The sequence below is a fragment of the Legionella cincinnatiensis genome, from assembly GCF_900452415.1.
GTDB classification, from domain to species: domain Bacteria; phylum Pseudomonadota; class Gammaproteobacteria; order Legionellales; family Legionellaceae; genus Legionella; species Legionella cincinnatiensis.
In genome coordinates, this window is sequence record NZ_UGNX01000001.1 from 2,021,679 (window position 1) to 2,040,873 (window position 19,195).

Below are 19,195 nucleotides of genomic sequence, written 5' to 3' on the forward strand. Positions count from 1 at the left end.
AAAGCAAGAACTCAAGCTTTAGTCAATTCCAAGATCTTGTTTGCTGCCCCCTGACTACCTATCAATTAATCCGGCAAAGACATTAAACTCGCATTACCACCTGCAGCAGTAGTATCTACGGTATAGGTCCGCTCATGACAAAGTCTAATTAAATAATTAGGTCCACCAGCTTTGGGTCCCGTTCCCGATAACCCTTCGCCTCCAAAAGGTTGTAAGCCTACAACAGCACCTATCATATTGCGGTTCACATAACAATTGCCCGCATGGACTCTTTGCCTGATATACTCAACAGTTTCATTAATTCGACTATGAATTCCTAAAGTTAAACCATAACCGGTAGCATTAATTTGTTCAATAACATGATCCAAATCCTTTCTCTTGAATTGAATTACATGCAACACTGGGCCAAATACTTCTTTCTCTAATGCATTAATGTGATCTATTGCAATAGCAGTCGGTGGCATAAAATAGCCTGATTCAAGTGACTCATCTAATGAACATTGATAAATAATTTCAAAACGTTTTTTCATATTCTCTACATGAGCGGTTAATGTAGATAAGGCAGTTTTATCAATAACAGGTCCCACATCAGTGACTAACCAACGCGGATCACCAACGACTAATTCAGCCATTGCACCTTTTAAAAGTGCTATTGTCCTGGGATAAACTTCTTCTTGAACAAATAATACACGTAATGCCGAGCATCTTTGGCCTGCACTTCCAAAAGCAGAATTTACTGCATCAACAACTACTTGTTCTAACAGAGCAGAAGAGTCAACAATCATCGCATTTTGGCCCCCTGTTTCAGCAATTAAAGGAATAATTTCACCACCGCGTGCCGCCAAAGTGCGATTAATAAGATATGCAGTGTCTGTTGATCCCGTAAAGAGAACTGCTTTTATTCTTTTATCCGCCACTAATGCAGCACCAATCGTTTCGCCAGGACCAGGAAGCAATTGTATTACTCCTTCCGGAATTCCTGCTTTATGCATTAATTTAACGGTATATGCGGCGATTAATGGAGTTTGTTCTGCGGGTTTTGCTATGACACAATTTCCAGTAGCGAGCGCGGCAACAACTTGACCGGTAAAAATAGCTAAGGGAAAATTCCATGGGCTAATGCATAATACTGTTCCGCGTGGATGGAGACTTAACTCATTTAATTCGCCTGTATAACCCGACAAGCGTAAAGGTTGGGCCAATATTTGCTGTGACTGGGTCGCATAATAACGACAGAAATCAATTGCCTCCCGCACCTCAGCGATGCCATCATTCATTGTTTTACCCGCTTCAAGACAGGCTAAAGCCATAAGTTCAGTATCATTTTCTTGCAACAAATCAGCAAAACGGTTCAGACATGCCGCTCTTTCTCGAACAGAGATACTTGACCATATAGGAAAGGCTTTGATTGCTTGTGATAAAGCTTGCTCCACATCATCAAGGGTTGCATTTTGAACAGTTCCAATGATACTTTCCATTTGTTGCGGTGATTCTATTGGTTGCTCCTCACCTTTAGAAATAACATTTCCTGCCACAATAGGCCCTGAAACCCATTGTTGTAGTTTAATTTTTGCCATTTTTTGCTGTAACAAAGTACGTTCGATGCGATCAGAAAAATCAAAACCTTTAGAGTTTTTTCTAGAGGGTTGAAATATATCTTCTGGCAAAGGAATATTTTTATTCATTTTATGCAATAAAGACTGCGCTTTTTCAACAGGATCTTCAACTAAGGTATTGATGGGCGCTTTATCATCAACAATACGATTTACAAATGAAGAGTTGGCACCATTTTCTAATAGTCGTCTTACTAAATAGGGTAATAAATCTTCATGACTTCCTACAGGCGCATAAATACGACAGGGGATTCCATAGCGTTCTGCGGGTACGATTTGCTGATACAGCTCATTACCCATCCCATGTAGACATTGAAACTCAAAATCTCGATAATCTCCAGTGATATTCAAGATCATAGCAACAGAGTAAGCATTATGTGTGGCAAACTGTGGGTAAATTGCATCAGTCATAGTTAGAATTTTTTTCGCACAGGCTTGGAAAGAAACATCGGTAAAAACTTTTCGAGTAAACACAGGATATTCTGCCAATCCTTGCATTTGAGTCTTCTTAATTTCACTATCCCAATATGCACCTTTAATTAAGCGTACCATTATTCGTCGCTTCTTTCTTCTTGCCAATGCAGCAATCCAGTCTAATACATAAAAAGCTCTTTTTTGATAGGATTGTACCGCCAATCCGAAGCCGTTCCACCCTTCTAAACTGTCATCATTAAAAACACGTTCGATTACATCAAGGGATAGCTCTAAACGCTCAGATTCCTCAGCATCAACTGTTAAAGCAATTCCGTATTCCTTAGCTAAACAAGCCAATGCTAATAACTTAGGCGACAACTCAGCCATAACCCGTTCGTATTGGCTTTCATTATAACGTGGATGTAATGCAGACAATTTAATAGAAATTCCCGGGCGTTTATATACATCAGAGTCTTTTGCGACCTGTTTACCTATAGCCTCTATTGCTCGTTTATAGGCCTCAAAATAACGGTTCGCATCAACAGAAGTAAGTGCCGCCTCACCTAACATATCGTAAGAATAGCGATAACCTTGAGCTTCTTTCTTTTTGGCTCGAGTAAGCGCTTCGTTGATGGTACGTCCCATCACAAATTGCTTGCTCATAATACGCATTGCTTTATCGACTGCTTTTCTAACTACTGCCTCACTACTGCGATTAATAAGTTTCATTAGTGATTTAGTTAAAGTATTTTGTGCCTTTTCAGGGGTAAGTATCTTACCGGTTAACATTAATGCCCAGGTAGTTGCATTTACAAAAAATGAGTCACTTTGACCAATGTGAGATTTCCAGTCACCACCAGATAATTTATCTTTAATTAAATTATCGATTGTGGCGCTATCTGGCACCCGAAGTAATGCTTCAGCAAGACACATGAGTGCAATACCCTCATCACTCGATAAAGCATATTGTGTCAAAAATGAATCAATACCGGTATTTTTTTTACGCTCAGTTCGTACTAACTCAACTAATTTAGTTGCACTGTTTCTAATTGCAATCAATTGCTGTTCACCTAGTGTCGCTTTTTCACAAAGCTCTGTTATCAATGATAACTCATCAACACGATAGGCTTGACTAATGGCAGCTCGTATTCCTTCGGGTAACTGCATGATCTGCTTTTCCAGCATAGTATTCTCCGAATCAAACATGGAACTATTCTCTTGCCTCTTTCTCTCTAAAACATAGAAGAGATAAGTAAAAGCTGGGTTTAGGATAGTTTTAAAAGGAAGAATGAAGTATAGTTTAGTGCCCTATAAAATGGAATGCACTTAAACTATTTTTGCTGTAAAAATTACCTATTCCAGTATGAAATCAAGATAGAATACCTTATTTTTAGCTCAAATTAAGGTATTTTTTTAATCAACACGATCTAATTTAATACAATTTAATTGTATTAAAAAATTCCTATTTAATGAAATTTTAATCTAATGGGTTAATTAAAATACAAAAATAACCTGTGGAATTGAATTAAACCTATGAATTGAGTAATATTTCACCCCGATGGGCAATTAAAGATCTTCTAATTTTACAATTACATGATTTGTTAATATAATCACCATTTTTTTGAAGAATTGTAACGGTGAATAAGAAAAAGACGGGAGAAGTATGAATACTTTGTTGACTCTAATCTCAACCTTGATTTTGACCAGTAATATTACAACGAGCACCGCTTCGTTTGCTCAGTCTGAAACTGACATTAATACCAAAGTAGAACACTTAAGCCATAAGGCTCCACAGTTAAACAAGAAAGTACTAAAGCTTGCTTTAACTGCTTATAAAAATGCAAGCAAAAAAGGTAGTGTTAAAAAACCTGTATTGACTGTGATTGATTACTCTTTACCCTCAAATAAGCAACGTATGTGGATCTTTGATCTTCGTAGAGAACGTCTTCTTTATAATACCTATGTTGCACATGGTAGAAATTCTGGTGTAAATAGAGCAAGTCATTTTTCTAATATCCCTTCTAGTAAACAATCCAGTTTAGGAACTTACATTACAAAAGATACTTATATTGGTAGTAAAGGATATTCCTTAAACCTACAAGGCCTAGAGAAAGGCATCAACGATAATGCATTAAGTAGACGCGTAGTGATACATGGTGCATGGTATGTAGAGCCAGACTTTATAAAAAGAGCTGGGCGTGCCGGATTATCCTGGGGTTGTCCTGCAGTTGCACAAACTCTTGCAAAACCAGTGATTAATACAATCAAAAATGGTTCTGTAATTTTTGCTTATTTTCCTGATAGGAAGTTTTTATCACGCTCTGGCTACTTAGTAGGATAAAATAAAAAAGCCAGGGTTCCCACCCTGGCTTTCCGCAGTCATCCGTATAAGAACTAAAAGTTCTTATGGTCATCCTGACAAAACCATATCCTTATGATTACAATTCCTTTTGTCTGACTTACATCCATATAAGTCATGCCTTAAATGTAGCAATAGAAAATAAGAAGTGCAAGACTGTTAAAACTGAAAATATCTTACTGGTGACTCGATATAAACATATTAACTTTTGGAAAAAAATTTTTAAAACAAGGAGTTAATTTAATATTTATGAAGTTACATTTAAAATAACGTCCATTGTCTTTAAGTAAATTGAGAAATTTCTTACAAGAAGTCAAGCAAAACACCTCATTATAATTTTGTAAAAAATAACATACCAACCTATTTCAAAAAGAAATAATCAACGATATACATGTCTAATGCTTGATTCTCTCAGAAGATGTGCTAGTTTATTCAGCATCTCGATTTCGCTTTAGAGAAAAATGATGGATAAACAATCGTTAACTACAGTAAAAAAAGACAAACTCCAAATTATTGACTGGCTTATTGAACATTTCCCTAACGCTTTTTTTAAAAAAGGCAACCAAATAAAACCCCTAAAGATTGGTATATTTGACGATATCATTGATTTCTATGAGCGGTTGGATTCGCCTCCCTTTAGTAAAAAATCACTGCGTGATGCTTTAAGCTACTACAGTGCCTCTCCTGCCTATTTAAATTGTCAAAAAGAAAATGCAGCACGAATTGACATTTATGGCAATGAAGTTGACGTGGTTACCCCCGAACAGGCTAAATATGCCTATCAGCGTTACCAAGAACGATATAATAAAAAGAAGAACTTAGAAAAAAAAGAATAAATATACTTTTGTACCTAGCGTACTCATCCTATTTCGAGAAGCAGGGTTTACATGAAATAAGCACCGCAATATAAAATGCTATAGGTGACGCACTTGCTGTGCGATGCCCCATTTAACTGGTTGGAAGTTCTTTCTCGATACCGCAATAGGCACAGAGAGAGAAATTGTCAACACAGCCTGATTTTTAATCTAAAATTATTACAAATGAATGATTAAGCAAAGGGATGAATCATGCGTATCAAACTGGCTCTGTTTCTCATTTGGATTTTCTCTTATACTTATGCTGCTGATCAAACAAACATTGGAGCTTGGACACAAAACCTCTTAATAGAAACACTTTCAGCAAGTTATAAAGACACTCCTTCGGAAATTAGGGCTGTACAGAAAAATTATCTTCCCTATGCATGGGGCCCAATGCATCAATTTTTACTTGATAAACGCGTTGAAATTAACGAAAAAATGCTAACCTTACATCCAAAGGCTTTAACCGCTCCTCAAATAACAGAAAGCAACGATTGTGAACTATCCTCTTGTTGGCAAGTCATTCAATCGTTTAATATCCCAGAATTATCCCTTAATATTGATTTATCACTTCAAGTTATTCCAGGAAATATTGTTAAAGGCTCTGACTCTCCTTTTGTTGTTCAAAGTCTCTCAATGATTCTACGTTATTATTGATAAACAAATTATTACAGACTTTGGAGAGCGCATCATCCTTGTAATGCTAATAAATAATTAACTTTCAAATCAGTCCCCAGGGAGGCTTTTCTTAAAAAAGGGTTATAATCCATTCCTTTCATATCACTCAATTGAAATCCAAACGAACGAGCTATAGCAAGTAATTCACTGGGTTTTATAAATTTCTTATAATCATGTGTTTGTTTAGGTAATAAATTTAATAAATATTCCGCAGCTATAATTGCAGTAGCATAGGCTTTAATAGTTCTACTAATCGTTGATAAAAATAAAAAACCCTTTGGCTTAAGCAAGCGTCTACAATGTTGCAAAACCAGCTCAGGATTCTGTACATGCTCCAGCATTTCCATACAAGTTATTACATCAAAGCACTGATTTTTATATGCTTCAACAGAAGTACACAAATAATCAATATTTAGATGACCTTCTTTTGCATGCTCCTGCGCAACAAGAATTGTCTCAATTTCAGCATCAATACCAGTAACTTTTGCGCCTGCATTTGCCATAGCTTCACAAAGAATACCGCCACCACATCCTACATCTAAAACACTTAAATGAGATAATGAAATATGTTGCTGTATAAAATCAAGACGTATACCGTTAATATCATGTAATGTTCTTAACGGCCCTTCAGTATCCCACCATAACTTAGCATGTTGAGCAAACTTATTAATTTCTTCGGGATTAATAGTCGTTTCTGTATTACTCATGGTGTAATAAGTCCAAAGATTTAAAAAAATGAATCACTTGGGGATTCGTAATAAAACTAACATTATAGGGGTGTTCCGCAATAAGACCTATAGGTAATTTATCAAGAGCAGCAGTTTTTGCGATTTTGCCTAACAAAATCAATTGAATATCTGGTTTAATGAGTGCAAGTTGAGCAAAAATACTTTGCATAAAAGGCATCCATTTACGTGCATGATATGGAACTTTCCCTTCACTATAAACCAAGCAGGCATTGAGTAATAAAATACCTTTTTGCATCATTCTCTCAAACAATTCATTTGCTGTTTGTACCAATGAGCTTTTGTCAATGAGAGCGATACTTGCTTGTGAAGTATCCTCTTTGAGATCGCCACGAGCTTTCAATAACATTTTGATTATATTACGTAAAGAAGTTGCTCTATTAACCCTTTTACTCAGTCCATTTAAGCTCCATAAACTTCCTACCGAATTGTCCCAAAAAGCATATCCATTTGCAGATTCCTGACGTGGATATGGCGACTCACCAAGTAAAATATATTGAGTTTTTGTAAGCGGCAAACTAAATGCTGTTAATAATCGCTCTTTCCCTGGCAACCAATCTTCGGTATTCATAAGCTGGTGTAAATAGTCTTGATCCATGGCTTCTAAAGCATTAATTAGAATCTCCTTCCATTCAGAATGACAATGATGTAAAAAAAATTGATTTTTCACTTTATTATCCTGTAGCGAAGAGTCAAAAAACACTTCCATTATGCCCCCTTTTTAACTACAATGACGATTGATTAAACACTCTCTATGGAAGTCATGAGTACTACAGCAAAATCACAAAGCACCTTCACTAGCGATGCCATCCATAATCGTAACTGTTACGCTTATTTTCTTCAATTAAAACCAGTCATAAATAAAAAAATCAATGCATTATTGCCTGTTTTTGCCAAATTACAATCAATAATGGACCAAGAATATAATGACAACTATCCTTACGGCGATTTATATTCTTCATGTATCTCTTCCTTAGAAGAGTTTATCAGCAATAATTCACTTAAAAAGGTAAAAATTCTTGATGATTTAGTTCAAGCCATCTACCATAATGATAATCATATTCTTGAAAAACCATCTGAATGGATAAATGATATAGGTGCAACAACTCGTCCTCAAAAACCCTCAGCTAATAAAATTAAACAAAAAGTAAAAGATACACATAATACTATTAATCAGCGAACGCCAAATGATGTTGGTGGTATTTTTAGCCGTTTGTATTCTTTATTTGCGAATAATTTTAAACCTCAATATGAGACTAATTTGCCTTCCATTAAAAATTATTCTTATAAAAATATCTTAAATCCTGTAGAGTACCGTTTTAGCACACAGGCGCAACGCCATAATGGCGAAACCAGAATTAGTCCTCTTTTTAAACGTTGGTTACAAATCAATGCTGAAAAAAGCAGTTCTACGCAACCAATATGCCATATCTATTTTAATAATCTTGCATTAGATCGAAGCGATCTGGATATAGCTGGCTCTAAAGAAAGAAAGTTCACTCTGGAACTTCACAAACTTGAAAAGAATCCAAATTATAAAGTTTTGGTTATTACTCTCCCTGCTCATGAAGGTTTAATGGACTCAAACCATTATAAAATTAATAATGATCGATTACCGATTCTCTCTGTATTTAATGAATTTCTTGATGTAGCAAAAGGAAAGCGCCATAAAAGTGGGATTTCTGATTTTAGAATGAGTCGTGAAGCACGAAAACAATTGTTCGGTACTTCTAAAAATGAAGAGATAACTCTAAAAAGGTTACTTAAAAAAAGTTTTAAAGCACAAGGCTTGGAAAAAAATCACTTTATATCTACTGCTCAGAAACAAGCTATTTGGCTACATTTTATCAAATACGAACTAACAAATTATATTATTAATACAATTCAACCTAATAGTTTTAATTTTTCATGTAAAGACGCTATAGACCGCGGAGCCCTCTCTTCATCTTATTATAATTTGATGCGATCTTTGGAGTTAAATAAACCTATAACTCGAGAAGAGTTTGAACGCTCTATAGATGCTGCAGCTGCAAGCATCAAAGGACGAGGAATGAATTTTCACAGGAAAATTATTTGGAATGCATTAAATGTGTATGTTAATGCACACTATACAAAGCTACTTTCTAACCGTGAAAAATCATGGTTGATTTACTGGCGTGATATGAATTGTCCTCATAGTCAGGCTGAAGAGCTGCTTAAAATCCGACTCGAACAAACTATGGAACAATATAAGCAACTACCAGAAGATGAAAAAAGTAAGAATATCAAAAGAGTAGGCTTAAAATTGTTAGACACAACTCATGAATTGAATGAACAAAAAGCGAGTGGTAAGCGCCTCTTACTCGAAGCAGTCTCGCGAACCTCGGAGTTAATGCATTTATCATCAAAAAAATCAATAAACGATTACAAAAACTTAGCAAATGAGCTTAAGATAAATCATCCAGCTTTATATGTACTTGGTGGTCTTATGGAGTTATTACTAGGTGCAATTTTTTACCTTCCTTCTTTAGGATATTCACAAAAGATGATTGATCATGGACTGGCTACAGCAAATACTGGCTTTTTTGCATCTAATCGAACAAAATTAAGTGATGAAATACTCGAATTTTCTTTAATTAAAGCTCATAACTCTAATATCAATGAGATCATATAACCCAACTTAGATGCTGAAAATTAGCTTCCAACTGTTGTATTAAATAATTCCAAAAAAACAAATTTTTTACTTGCTTATTCATTCTTTGTGGTTAAAAATAGAATCTACAGGGAGATTATTAAACACAGGGAGTGGGCATGGCTAGTAATGAACAAGAACTTCAAGAAAAATTAAAAACCGAATCAAATCTGTCTGATAAAAATAGAGTCCTTGTTGAAAAAACATTAGCACAAATGAATTTTTCAAATGCGGCCAAACAATTATTATTGGATCCAAATAGCCCGACAACAGACTTAGATAGCTTGCAAAGTATTGCCCTAACGCAAGAGCACTTGACACAGGTCAAAAAAAGCCTGGCAGCGATTGTAGATAGTTTACAAGATAATCCCAGCCTTATTTCGCGGGCCGCTAAATTTTGGGGTGAGATCCCCTTATGGCAAAGAATTTTAGGCGGTGTTGCTATCTCCGGCCCCACATTTCTCGTAGGTGCTGCTGCGCATATTGGTTTTTTAGTGACTATTAGCGGTATAAGTGCCTTAGCCTATACCACCAGTGGTATTATTCTTGATGATCATCATTATCACAGTCAAAGCATTGCTCAAAAATTAAAAGAAGGAATTTTTGGTGTGGCCGAGGTTCTCGAATTAACTATTGGCGCATTAGACTCCATTCGTAAAAAATTAGCTATTGAAGTTGAGCGATTTAAAACTGAAAATGATAGGCTTGCTAAAGAGGTTACTCACTTACATGATGAAGTTGAAATGTTGAGTATGCAGGTCGAATGCTTACAAAAGACTGCGGATCTGTTGAACAATCAAAAAATAGAGCTTGAAAAAATCGCAATAACATTAAAGCAAGATTTAGGAAAAAATGGCGAGCTCTTTAAAGCAAATCAATTGGAACTTGCTAAAGTTAAAGAATTGCACGAAAAAAGCTTATTGCAATTGTCTGAACAAGCTTCTCAGTTATCAGAAGTAAGAAAATCGATGGGAAATGAAGTAGAAAAGGCAAAAAAAATCGCCTCAACTTTAGAAACAACTGTAAAATTTTTAACCAATACCGGAATTAATGACTCCAAGCAACGACAAGTATTTCAAGAAAAGCTTGATAAGTTTTTATCAGAAAAAACGAGTGGTTTTGATGAAGTTACTGAACGAATGAGTAATGCTGAAAAAGAGCTTTCACAAGTTAAATCTGAATTAAAAGCCAGTAACGAACGATATAAAATATTGTTAGACGTCCAAGAAAAGCTAATTTATCGTCTGCAACTTCTTGATCAAAGTGTATACTCAAGTATGAATCCTCAAAGTATACAAACTCCGTCCCAAAATCCAGAACAAGTAAAAACTGGAGGGTTACTGAGTGTTCTGGGATTTATGTCTAGACCTCTGTGGCCAAGTAGCGTGCCTAAAATTGACCAAAAAGATCAAGAAATAAGCGAAAATAAAGAGCCTAGTGAAGGAATAAAATTAACCCAATCTCTATAAAATTTTAGGGGCAGTTCTGCTCTCAGATACTCCGCCAACGTAAGTGGAGCAGAATAACCTCTTTAATATCTTGGTGCAATTTCTCCGAATTTTAAATAGGAAGGAGAAAAATCAATACAATTACGAGTTACTCTCTTTCAAAGGCACCAAACACATTGTGAACCATCTTAATTTAAGTTATTGTGTATCCTTTAGTTTTAAATCTAAGACCATGAAAAGCATATATAAAAAGCTCATAACTAGAATAACAAATAGCCAAAAAACAATGGTAGAACAACTCCATCAGTTTTGTGAGATCAATTCTAGTACATCCAATTTACCGGGATTGGCACAAATGAGTGATGCTTTACATACTGCATATAAGCCAATCGCAGATACAATTCAAATACAAAAACTTCCTCCAATCTCCCTTATTGATATGTCAGGCAATACCCAAGTACAAATCAGCGGTGATGCGTTATTGATTAGAAAAAGACCTCACTTAAAAAGGCGAGTATTACTCAGTGGGCATATGGACACAGTTTATTCTCCAGAAAGTCCCTTCCAGAAATTAACTTATATAAATGATAATTGCATTAATGGGCCAGGTGTAGCCGACATGAAAGGAGGACTTATTGTCATGTTGCATGCCCTATCTGCTTTTGAACAAGATGAGGATGCACTAAAGCTCGGTTGGGATGTACTGATCAATGCAGATGAAGAAATTGGATCTCCCGCATCAAGTATGCTTTTTGATGAGTTAGCTGCACACTATCAGGCAGCACTAGTTTATGAACCAGCAATGACTGAAAAAGGCACTTTGGCCAAAAATCGCAAAGGAAGCGGTAAGTTAACTCTTATTGCTACAGGAAAATCAGCGCATGCAGGTCGTGATTTTTCGGAAGGACGTAATGCAATTTGTTATTTGGCTGAAGCAGTATGTGCCATTAATGTACTTAATGGAAAACGTGATGGAGTAACCATTAATATCGGTAAAATTGCAGGAGGCCAAGCACTTAATGTTGTTCCTGATAAAGCCGTGGCACAGCTTGATATACGTATTAATCTGCCTGAAGATGAGTTTTGGGTACGAACTGAGTTCGATAAAATCATTCAGCAACTCAAACGCCCAGATTATTCTTTGAGTCTATACGGCGATTTTGGTAGACCAGTGAAACGTATAAATTCTGGTACGGAACGCTTATTTCATCGCATTCAGCATATAGGAAAAGAGCTAGGCATTTCTATAGATTGGAAAGATAGTGGTGGCTGTTGTGATGGTAACAATATAGCAAAACACGGAATACCTGTTTTAGACTCACTCGGAGTTAGAGGAGGTAAGATTCATAGTGAAGAAGAATATATATTATTAGACAGCTTGCCAGAACGTACTGCATTGAGTACGTTACTTTTACTGGATTTAGCACAAGGTGGTTTAGAGGACCTAACAAAATGATACTATTTCGAAGCGCTTGTGACAATGATTTAGATGCAATTCACCATTTGGCTGAAGAAAGTGGAATTGGAATCACTACGCTTTCCAAAGAGAAAGAAATATTGCAAAAACGTTTGTCTTGGGCTACTGATTCTTTCAAAAAAGAGATCCAACAGCCCCATAATGAATATTATTTATTTGTATTGGAAAACGAAAATGCAGAAATAGTAGGGGTTTCAGGCATTGAATCGCGTACTGGGCATGATACACCTTTTTATTCCTATAAAATTTCCAAACGTACACGTGTTTGTCGCTCATTAAATATTAGAAGTGATTACGAAGTTTTGAGTTTGGTTAATGATAATCAAGGAAGAAGCGAAATTTGTACTTTATTTTTAGAGCCTCAGTACAGAAAGAAACATTATGGTCTATTACTTTCTAAAGCTCGTTTTTTATTTATGGCTCAACATACTAAACGCTTTGCTTCTACAGTAATTGCTGACATGCGTGGCATTTCTGATAAAAATGGTATCTCGCCTTTTTGGGAAAACGTAGGTAGGCATTTTTTTCATATGTCTTATGCTGAAGCAGATCGTCTCACCATAGCAACGGATAAACAATTTATAGCAGATTTGATGCCGCGAAATCCTATATACGTTAAATTGCTCTCGCCCGAAGCTCAGTCAGTCATTGGTCAACCCCACCCTTCCACTGCTGCCGCCATGAATATCTTGTTAAAAGAAGGATTTAGATATAACAAATACGTAGATATTTTTGATGGTGGTCCTACTCTTGAAGTACCCATCTCAGAAATAAAAACTATAGAATTAAGCCGCATTGTAACGATTAAAAGTATTAGCGATGAAGTGAGCAGCGCTGATTATTTATTGTCTAATGCTCAATTAGATTTTCGCGCAACCATTAATAGTGCTCTAGTCAATAATGAAAATAATACTTGTATTATTAGTAAAAAAACTGCTGAATTATTAAAGGTAACATGTGAAGATCAGTTACGCATAGCTCCTTTACAATTTGATCATGAGGAATAGGATGTCTAAAACATCAATGATGCAAGGCAAAGGTCAATACATCAATGGACACTGGATAAGAGGTAGTGGAACTTCCTTAGAGTCTATCAATCCAAGTTATGGAACCTTGTTTTGGCAAGGCATGGGCGCTACTGAACAAGAAATTTCTGCAGCGTGTCATGCTGCACATCAAGCACTATTCTCTTGGTCTACTCTTGATTTTGAGCAACGAGCAAATTACACTCAAAAATTTGCGCAACAAGTTGAAAAAAATCGCGATCAATTAGCTTACTTAATTGCTTTGGAAACAGGAAAACCATTATGGGAGGCTCACACTGAAGTTTCTGCAGTCATAGGAAAAATTAATTTATCCATTCAAGCCTATCATGAACGAACAGGAGAAAAAACAAGCAAAACGCCTGAGGCAACCGCTTGTCTTCGTTTTAAACCCCATGGTGTTGTGGCAGTTCTAGGTGCATTTAATTTTCCGGCCCATCTTAGCAATGGACATATAGTTCCTGCTCTATTAGCGGGCAACACCATTCTTTATAAACCAAGTGAATTCACACCTGCTGTTGCCGAATTTATCATGCAATGTTGGCATGATAGTGGACTACCTCCCGGCGTCATTAACTGTTTACAAGGGGATGCAGCTTGTGGAACTATATTGTTGTCCCAAGACATTCAAGGAGTCTATTTCACAGGAAGTTATCAAACTGGTTTAAAAATACATCAACAATTTAGCAGTAAACCAGAGGTCATTTTAGCACTTGAAATGGGAGGAAATAATCCTTTAGTGATTGATAAAGTCAATGATCTTACTGCTGCAGTCTATCATACTTTACTGTCGACTTTAATTACTTCCGGTCAACGATGTACTTGTGCACGTCGAGTCATCATACCTGATTCAGTTCAAGGTGATGCGTTTTTAAAGCATTTTAAAAAGGCATGTGAATCCATCAAAATAGGACCATTTGATCAACATCCAGAACCATTCATGGGTTCCATCATTGGTCATAAACAAGCATTAAAACACTTACAAACGCAACAAAAGCTTATTGAATCAGGGGGTAAATCATTATTGCCTATGTCATTACTTGCTGAAAATACGGGCTTACTTTCACCTGGTATTATTGATATGACTCATTATCCTAATCCCCCTGATGAAGAAATTTTTGCACCTTTGGTACAGATCTATCGCTACAGTCATTTTGAACATGCAATAGAACTTGCCAATCAAACACGTTACGGCCTAGCAGCAGGATTATTAAGTGATGATGAACACCATTATCACCAATTTTATCAAGAAATACGCGCTGGATTAATTAATTGGAATAGACCAACAACAGGAGCACCAAGCAGCCTTCCTTTTGGTGGGGTTGGTTTAAGTGGCAATCATCGTCCCAGTGCTTATTTTGCAGCTGATTATTGCTCCTATCCAATAGCGAGCATGGAACAAACTCATGTAACAAAGCCAACCCAGATTTTACCTGGCATTGTATTAGAATAAAAAATTATTGATTCTCTTAATATACTACGTAAAGAGAAAAAACGGAACATGGACTATTAAAAATGAATGCTTATGAATTAAACTTGGACGGCTTAGTTGGCCCTACTCACAATTATGCAGGTCTTTCAACAGGGAATATCGCCTCTACTTCTAATGCATTAAGTGTCTCCAATCCACAAGCTGCAGCGCTTCAAGGATTACAAAAAATGCGCTTGCTTCATGAAATGGGTCTAAAACAAGGTTTGCTGCCACCTCATCAACGTCCTAATCTTGAATTACTTCATCAATTAGGTTTTAACGGCACTCCACGTGAGCAAATTAATAAGGCGTATAAAACAGCTCCAGAGCTTTTAAGTGCATGTTATTCTGCTTCAAGCATGTGGACTGCTAATGCAGCTACAGTTTCTCCCAGTATAGATACCCAAGATAATAAGCTTCATTTTACAGTAGCAAATCTTATATGCAATTTACACCGCCATCATGAAGCTGATTTCTCAAAAAAGATTCTAGAGATTATTTTTTCTAATGCTCACTATTTTTATCATCATCCGATTTTACCACGCTCCTTGATTACAGGAGATGAAGGTGCCGCCAATCACAATCGTCTCTGCCAAAGCTATGGGACACCAGGAACGCACCTCTTTGTTTATGGAAAAAAAGCTTTAGGAGTAAATAATATTGGACCAAGCAAATATCCTGCACGACAAACTAAAGAAGCAACTGAAGCTATAGCTCGCCAGCATCAACTCATGCCTCATCAAATTGTCTTCGCTCGCCAAAATCCAGATGCAATTGATCTTGGTGTTTTTCACAATGATGTGATTTCAGTAGCCAATGAATCAGTTTTTCTTGTCCATGAACAAGCGTTTGCGGAGCAAGGCGCTGTATTAAATGAGTTACGTGAAAAAACCACCTTTCCAGTAACAATTATTGAAATCTCTCCGGATGAACTTAGCATTCGTGATGCTGTTGAAACTTATTTGTTTAACTCACAAATAATTAGTTTAAGCGAAAAAAACTCTATGGCGCTCCTTGCTCCTTATGAGTGTCAAACTAATCTTCGTGCTCATGCCTGTATTGAAAGAATACTCTCTGAGAGCAGCAATCCCATCAACTCCGTTCATTTTCTTGATCTCAAGCAAAGCATGAGAAATGGTGGTGGCCCAGCTTGTCTTCGATTACGCGTTCCTATAAATCAAGAAGAACTTCAAGCCATGCATCAAGGAGTTTTAATGAATCATGAACTATTAAATATTCTTGAAAAATGGGTAATAAAGCATTATCGCACCGAATTAACCGCAAACGATTTAGCTGATCCTAATCTGGTCAATGAAGTCTTTTATGCTTTAGATGAATTAACACAAATCCTAAAATTGGGTTCAATCTACCCCTTTCAATTAGAAAAGATACGCTAAAATGTGGCAAACAAAGATGGGGACTTGCATTTACACCTCTCCTTCTGGCTATAAAGTATATCAAAATTTATTTTATCGATGGTTAACTTTGGGAAGTGATGCATTACAGACTGTAATCAATAGACGCGAGCCTCATAGACCTATTTTATATTACCTTCCTGCCCTAACCTTGATGGCTCGCACCTATCCTGGAAGCATTTGTCTTTTAGGACTTGGAGGTGCAGGAATTCCATTGATGTTAAGCGAGAGACCGTTGATTGCTGTAGATAATAGTGAGGAAGTTATTGAGATTGCAAAACGTTTTTTTATGACAGATAACTTAAAACACTTAAGCATTATCCATGAAAATGCTAGGGACTACGTACAAAATTGCAAAACAACCTTTTCACATTTGATTGTTGATTTGTACAACGCGAATCATTTCCCTCCCGAATGTGCCGATGAAGCATTTTTTAGTTCCTGCAAAAAAATAATCACCGAAAATGGTTTTTTTGCAATTAATTTAGCTAATTTAAAAGAACAATATCCTCTTTTTCAGCTGCTAAAAAAACAGTTTAAAAACACCTTTATTGTACCCATAAGAAATAGTGCTAATATGGTCATTTATGCAGTAAAAAACGGCATCATGGAATCGTTTATCCATAAAATGGAACAAACAGCAGCATTTAAACGAATCATTTGGGTCGAGTCCTGGGGTTATGTAGGGGATTATAAATAACAGCTTTACTTCATGCCGGGACTGCTAACATTAAGACAATCCTCGACAGTCTTTAATTGACTCGCTCTTAGATCTTTTACGGTGTTTTTGTAACGAGAGGCAATAATAATCGCTGGTATTATGCCAATAACTGTTGCAGCAAGAGCCACGCATGCTATTTTAGTTGCAGTTGATAAACAGGGTTGCTTATTTACATCATTAGCATATTTCGCATACAACTCTTGTTTTTTATCTTCTGGAGACAATTCTGCTTTTATAATAAGTTGCCTCGTTTTTTCCAGTAACTTATGCGGATTATCAGACGCCTTATCCTTTAAAATTGTACCCATTAATGTTTCAAGATATTGAGCTTTATTTGGGTCTTCTTCTTTATAACGAAAGATAAGGCGATTGAAATTATCAACTGCTTTACTCTGAATTAACTCTGATAAATTTAATTCACATTCCATATCAGGTTTTTGAACTTTACCAATTAAGTCGGGGGCAAAACTTGCACTACCAATTTGGCCATCAAACATCACACAGCACGACTCAGAAGGATCTGCATGATAAATTGTTTGGATTTTTTTTTCATTTTTAAACGCTCTATTTTGCAAAACTCTTTCAAATTCCCTATCTGATTCACCTGTAGAACTATAACCTGGATAATGAGCTAGCTCCAGATTGCCGTTAAATCCTTGCTCTGTACAATGACTAATAAAGCCTTCTAATTTATTTTTGTCTAATCCACCTACAAAATGTTGCATCGCCATCTTCGTAATATTACCATCAACATCTCGTTGAACCATTGTTAGGGCATGACACGCAGACATCCCTGCCGTATATATTCCTGCATACCGAGTCGAGTTATCAATAATTACACAATCTTCCTGATATTTAGGATCTGTATCACCCGAATAAGTTGCCCATTTTAGACAAAGATTTCCCTCCATATCTAAAACAGGAACATTCTTATTGTAAAACTCTGCCTGAGGCTTTACTCCCTCTTGTGAGTTAACAAATTTTGGCATCACCCTCTCCACTTATCATCTTTAATAATATAAATATCGCATCTGGAGATGATGAGAAGATTAGGGTCTCTCATCACAGTTTGCATAGCCTTTACGCATATCATTTTATGAGCTCAGTTTTCAGACTTATTGTCGAGAAAGGACCAAATAGAGCATATAAAAGAAAACGTTAAACAAAAATTAGGAGCAAAGTTTAAATGGAGATCAATATGACAATCATTTTCTAATATCGATATTGACAAGAACATCATGAGTCATAATAATGTTTGTTGTATTTTTAACAATCAACCAACTGCAAGGATTGCCGACCCTAACTGGAAAAAATATGAATAATAAAATAGTTATGTTGGCTCTAATATCTTCGTCTATTATTTTTTCTCATGACTCTAATGCGGCTGATTACCGTATTAAGGGCTTGTCAGCGAGCACTTCTTTGGGGGTTTTATCAGGTAAAGCTGAGGAATATGTTTATTATCCAAACACAGATAAGAAATTAAGCCAACTCGATTGGCGCATAAAAAATGCAGCCATACTTAATGGAGAAATAAATTATAATTTCGTAGATTGGCTTAGCCTTGTTGGCCGGGGCTGGATTACCCTAGCAAAAAATACTGCAGCTATGGATGACTATGACTGGCTTAATCCACATCAAAAAAACTGGACGCATTGGTCACACCATGAAAATACAAATCTTAATTATGCCAATGAATTTGATCTGAGCCTAAGAGCTTGGCTGCTTCAAAAACAAAATTATAAGTTAGGTGTAGCTGCTGGGTACCAAAGAAATTCTTTTAGCTGGCAAGCAAATGGTGGATGTTATCAATATGACAATGGGGCACATGTTGGCTGTTTTCCAAGTAATGAACCTGGAATTGGGTACCAACAAAAATTTAGTACGCCTTACGTGGGTCTAGCCAGCAAATATTCTATCAGCAATTTTGAGTTTAATGCCTTTTTAAAATTTAGTAATTGGGTTTCAGCCCGGGATCATGATGAACATTATGCTCGCAACTTAACATTCAATGAATATGGAAATAATGCTAAGTATTATGCTGCAACAATAAATTCGGGTTATTTTTTAACAAAAAATGTTAAAACTTTTGTTGAAGCATCCTACAGTCATTATTCTAATGTGCGAGCTGATAGTGAAATCATAGATAATGATACTGGCCAGCATGTTTATGACGATAACTCATCTGGTTTATCCAATCACAGTTACACTGTTGCTCTTGGCCTTCAGTATCTTTTTTAGAAAATAAGAGTTTATTGGGCTTTGATGAGTCAATAGTAGCT

The 19,195-nt window shown here is 36.2% G+C and carries 15 protein-coding genes; 11 read left to right on the top strand and 4 right to left on the bottom strand.

The annotated features are described in order from the left end of the window. Positions 1-65: 65 nt before the first annotated feature. Positions 66-3,212, bottom strand: a complete 3,147-nt coding sequence (gene putA, locus DYH34_RS08970) for a bifunctional proline dehydrogenase/L-glutamate gamma-semialdehyde dehydrogenase PutA (protein WP_058463325.1) — start codon at positions 3,210-3,212, stop codon at positions 66-68. A gap of 478 nt (positions 3,213-3,690) precedes the next feature. Between putA and DYH34_RS08975 the strand changes: the two genes are divergently transcribed. From DYH34_RS08975 to DYH34_RS08985, 3 genes are all read left to right on the top strand, one after another. Further along, positions 3,691-4,368: a murein L,D-transpeptidase catalytic domain family protein gene (locus DYH34_RS08975; protein WP_058463309.1), complete on the top strand. Its 678-nt coding sequence runs from the start codon at positions 3,691-3,693 to the stop codon at positions 4,366-4,368. A gap of 482 nt (positions 4,369-4,850) precedes the next feature. Continuing rightward, on the top strand, positions 4,851-5,222 hold the full coding sequence (locus DYH34_RS08980) for a ProQ/FINO family protein (protein WP_058463310.1): 372 nt from the start codon (positions 4,851-4,853) through the stop codon (positions 5,220-5,222). 231 nt (positions 5,223-5,453) lie between these two features. Then, positions 5,454-5,900 (top strand): hypothetical protein, encoded by a 447-nt coding sequence (locus DYH34_RS08985; RefSeq protein WP_058463311.1) that lies wholly within the window; start codon positions 5,454-5,456, stop codon positions 5,898-5,900. 32 nt (positions 5,901-5,932) lie between these two features. Here DYH34_RS08985 and ubiG read toward each other — a convergent pair whose 3' ends face one another. Both ubiG and DYH34_RS08995 read right to left on the bottom strand, forming a co-directional pair. After that, positions 5,933-6,628: a bifunctional 2-polyprenyl-6-hydroxyphenol methylase/3-demethylubiquinol 3-O-methyltransferase UbiG gene (gene ubiG, locus DYH34_RS08990; protein WP_058463312.1), complete on the bottom strand. Its 696-nt coding sequence runs from the start codon at positions 6,626-6,628 to the stop codon at positions 5,933-5,935. Beyond that, positions 6,621-7,376: a uracil-DNA glycosylase family protein gene (locus DYH34_RS08995; protein ID WP_058463313.1), complete on the bottom strand. Its 756-nt coding sequence runs from the start codon at positions 7,374-7,376 to the stop codon at positions 6,621-6,623. The genes ubiG and DYH34_RS08995 overlap by 8 nt, the downstream gene beginning before the upstream one ends. Before the next feature lie 54 nt (positions 7,377-7,430). Here DYH34_RS08995 and DYH34_RS09000 point away from each other — a divergent pair, with 54 nt between their 5' ends. The 7 genes from DYH34_RS09000 to DYH34_RS09030 all read left to right on the top strand — a co-directional run bounded on the left by DYH34_RS09000 (position 7,431) and on the right by DYH34_RS09030 (position 16,892). Further along, entirely contained in the window at positions 7,431-9,320 is a 1,890-nt protein-coding gene (locus DYH34_RS09000) for a hypothetical protein (protein ID WP_165481792.1), read from the top strand. A gap of 137 nt (positions 9,321-9,457) precedes the next feature. Beyond that, positions 9,458-10,807: a LegC2/C7 family Dot/Icm T4SS effector gene (locus tag DYH34_RS09005; protein ID WP_058463315.1), complete on the top strand. Its 1,350-nt coding sequence runs from the start codon at positions 9,458-9,460 to the stop codon at positions 10,805-10,807. A gap of 211 nt (positions 10,808-11,018) precedes the next feature. After that, positions 11,019-12,242: a hydrolase gene (locus DYH34_RS09010; RefSeq protein ID WP_083502689.1), complete on the top strand. Its 1,224-nt coding sequence runs from the start codon at positions 11,019-11,021 to the stop codon at positions 12,240-12,242. After that, on the top strand, positions 12,239-13,270 hold the full coding sequence (locus DYH34_RS09015) for an arginine N-succinyltransferase (RefSeq protein WP_058463316.1): 1,032 nt from the start codon (positions 12,239-12,241) through the stop codon (positions 13,268-13,270). The genes DYH34_RS09010 and DYH34_RS09015 overlap by 4 nt, the downstream gene beginning before the upstream one ends. 1 nt (position 13,271) lies before the next feature. Then, a complete protein-coding gene (astD, locus tag DYH34_RS09020; RefSeq protein WP_058463317.1) occupies positions 13,272-14,759 on the top strand; it encodes a succinylglutamate-semialdehyde dehydrogenase in 1,488 nt (495 codons plus the stop codon). A 62-nt stretch (positions 14,760-14,821) separates the two neighbouring features. Then, positions 14,822-16,174, top strand: coding sequence for an N-succinylarginine dihydrolase (astB, locus tag DYH34_RS09025; protein ID WP_058463318.1), 1,353 nt, complete (start codon positions 14,822-14,824; stop codon positions 16,172-16,174). A 1-nt stretch (position 16,175) separates the two neighbouring features. Then, complete coding sequence (locus DYH34_RS09030; protein ID WP_058463319.1) at positions 16,176-16,892, top strand: spermidine synthase; 717 nt, start codon at positions 16,176-16,178, stop codon at positions 16,890-16,892. Between the two features lie 5 nt (positions 16,893-16,897). Here DYH34_RS09030 and DYH34_RS09035 read toward each other — a convergent pair whose 3' ends face one another. Next, positions 16,898-17,902, bottom strand: a complete 1,005-nt coding sequence (locus tag DYH34_RS09035) for a hypothetical protein (RefSeq protein WP_058463320.1) — start codon at positions 17,900-17,902, stop codon at positions 16,898-16,900. A 325-nt stretch (positions 17,903-18,227) separates the two neighbouring features. Here DYH34_RS09035 and DYH34_RS09040 point away from each other — a divergent pair, with 325 nt between their 5' ends. Next, a complete protein-coding gene (locus DYH34_RS09040; RefSeq protein ID WP_058463327.1) occupies positions 18,228-19,154 on the top strand; it encodes an omptin family outer membrane protease in 927 nt (308 codons plus the stop codon). The last annotated feature ends 41 nt before the right edge of the window (positions 19,155-19,195 follow it).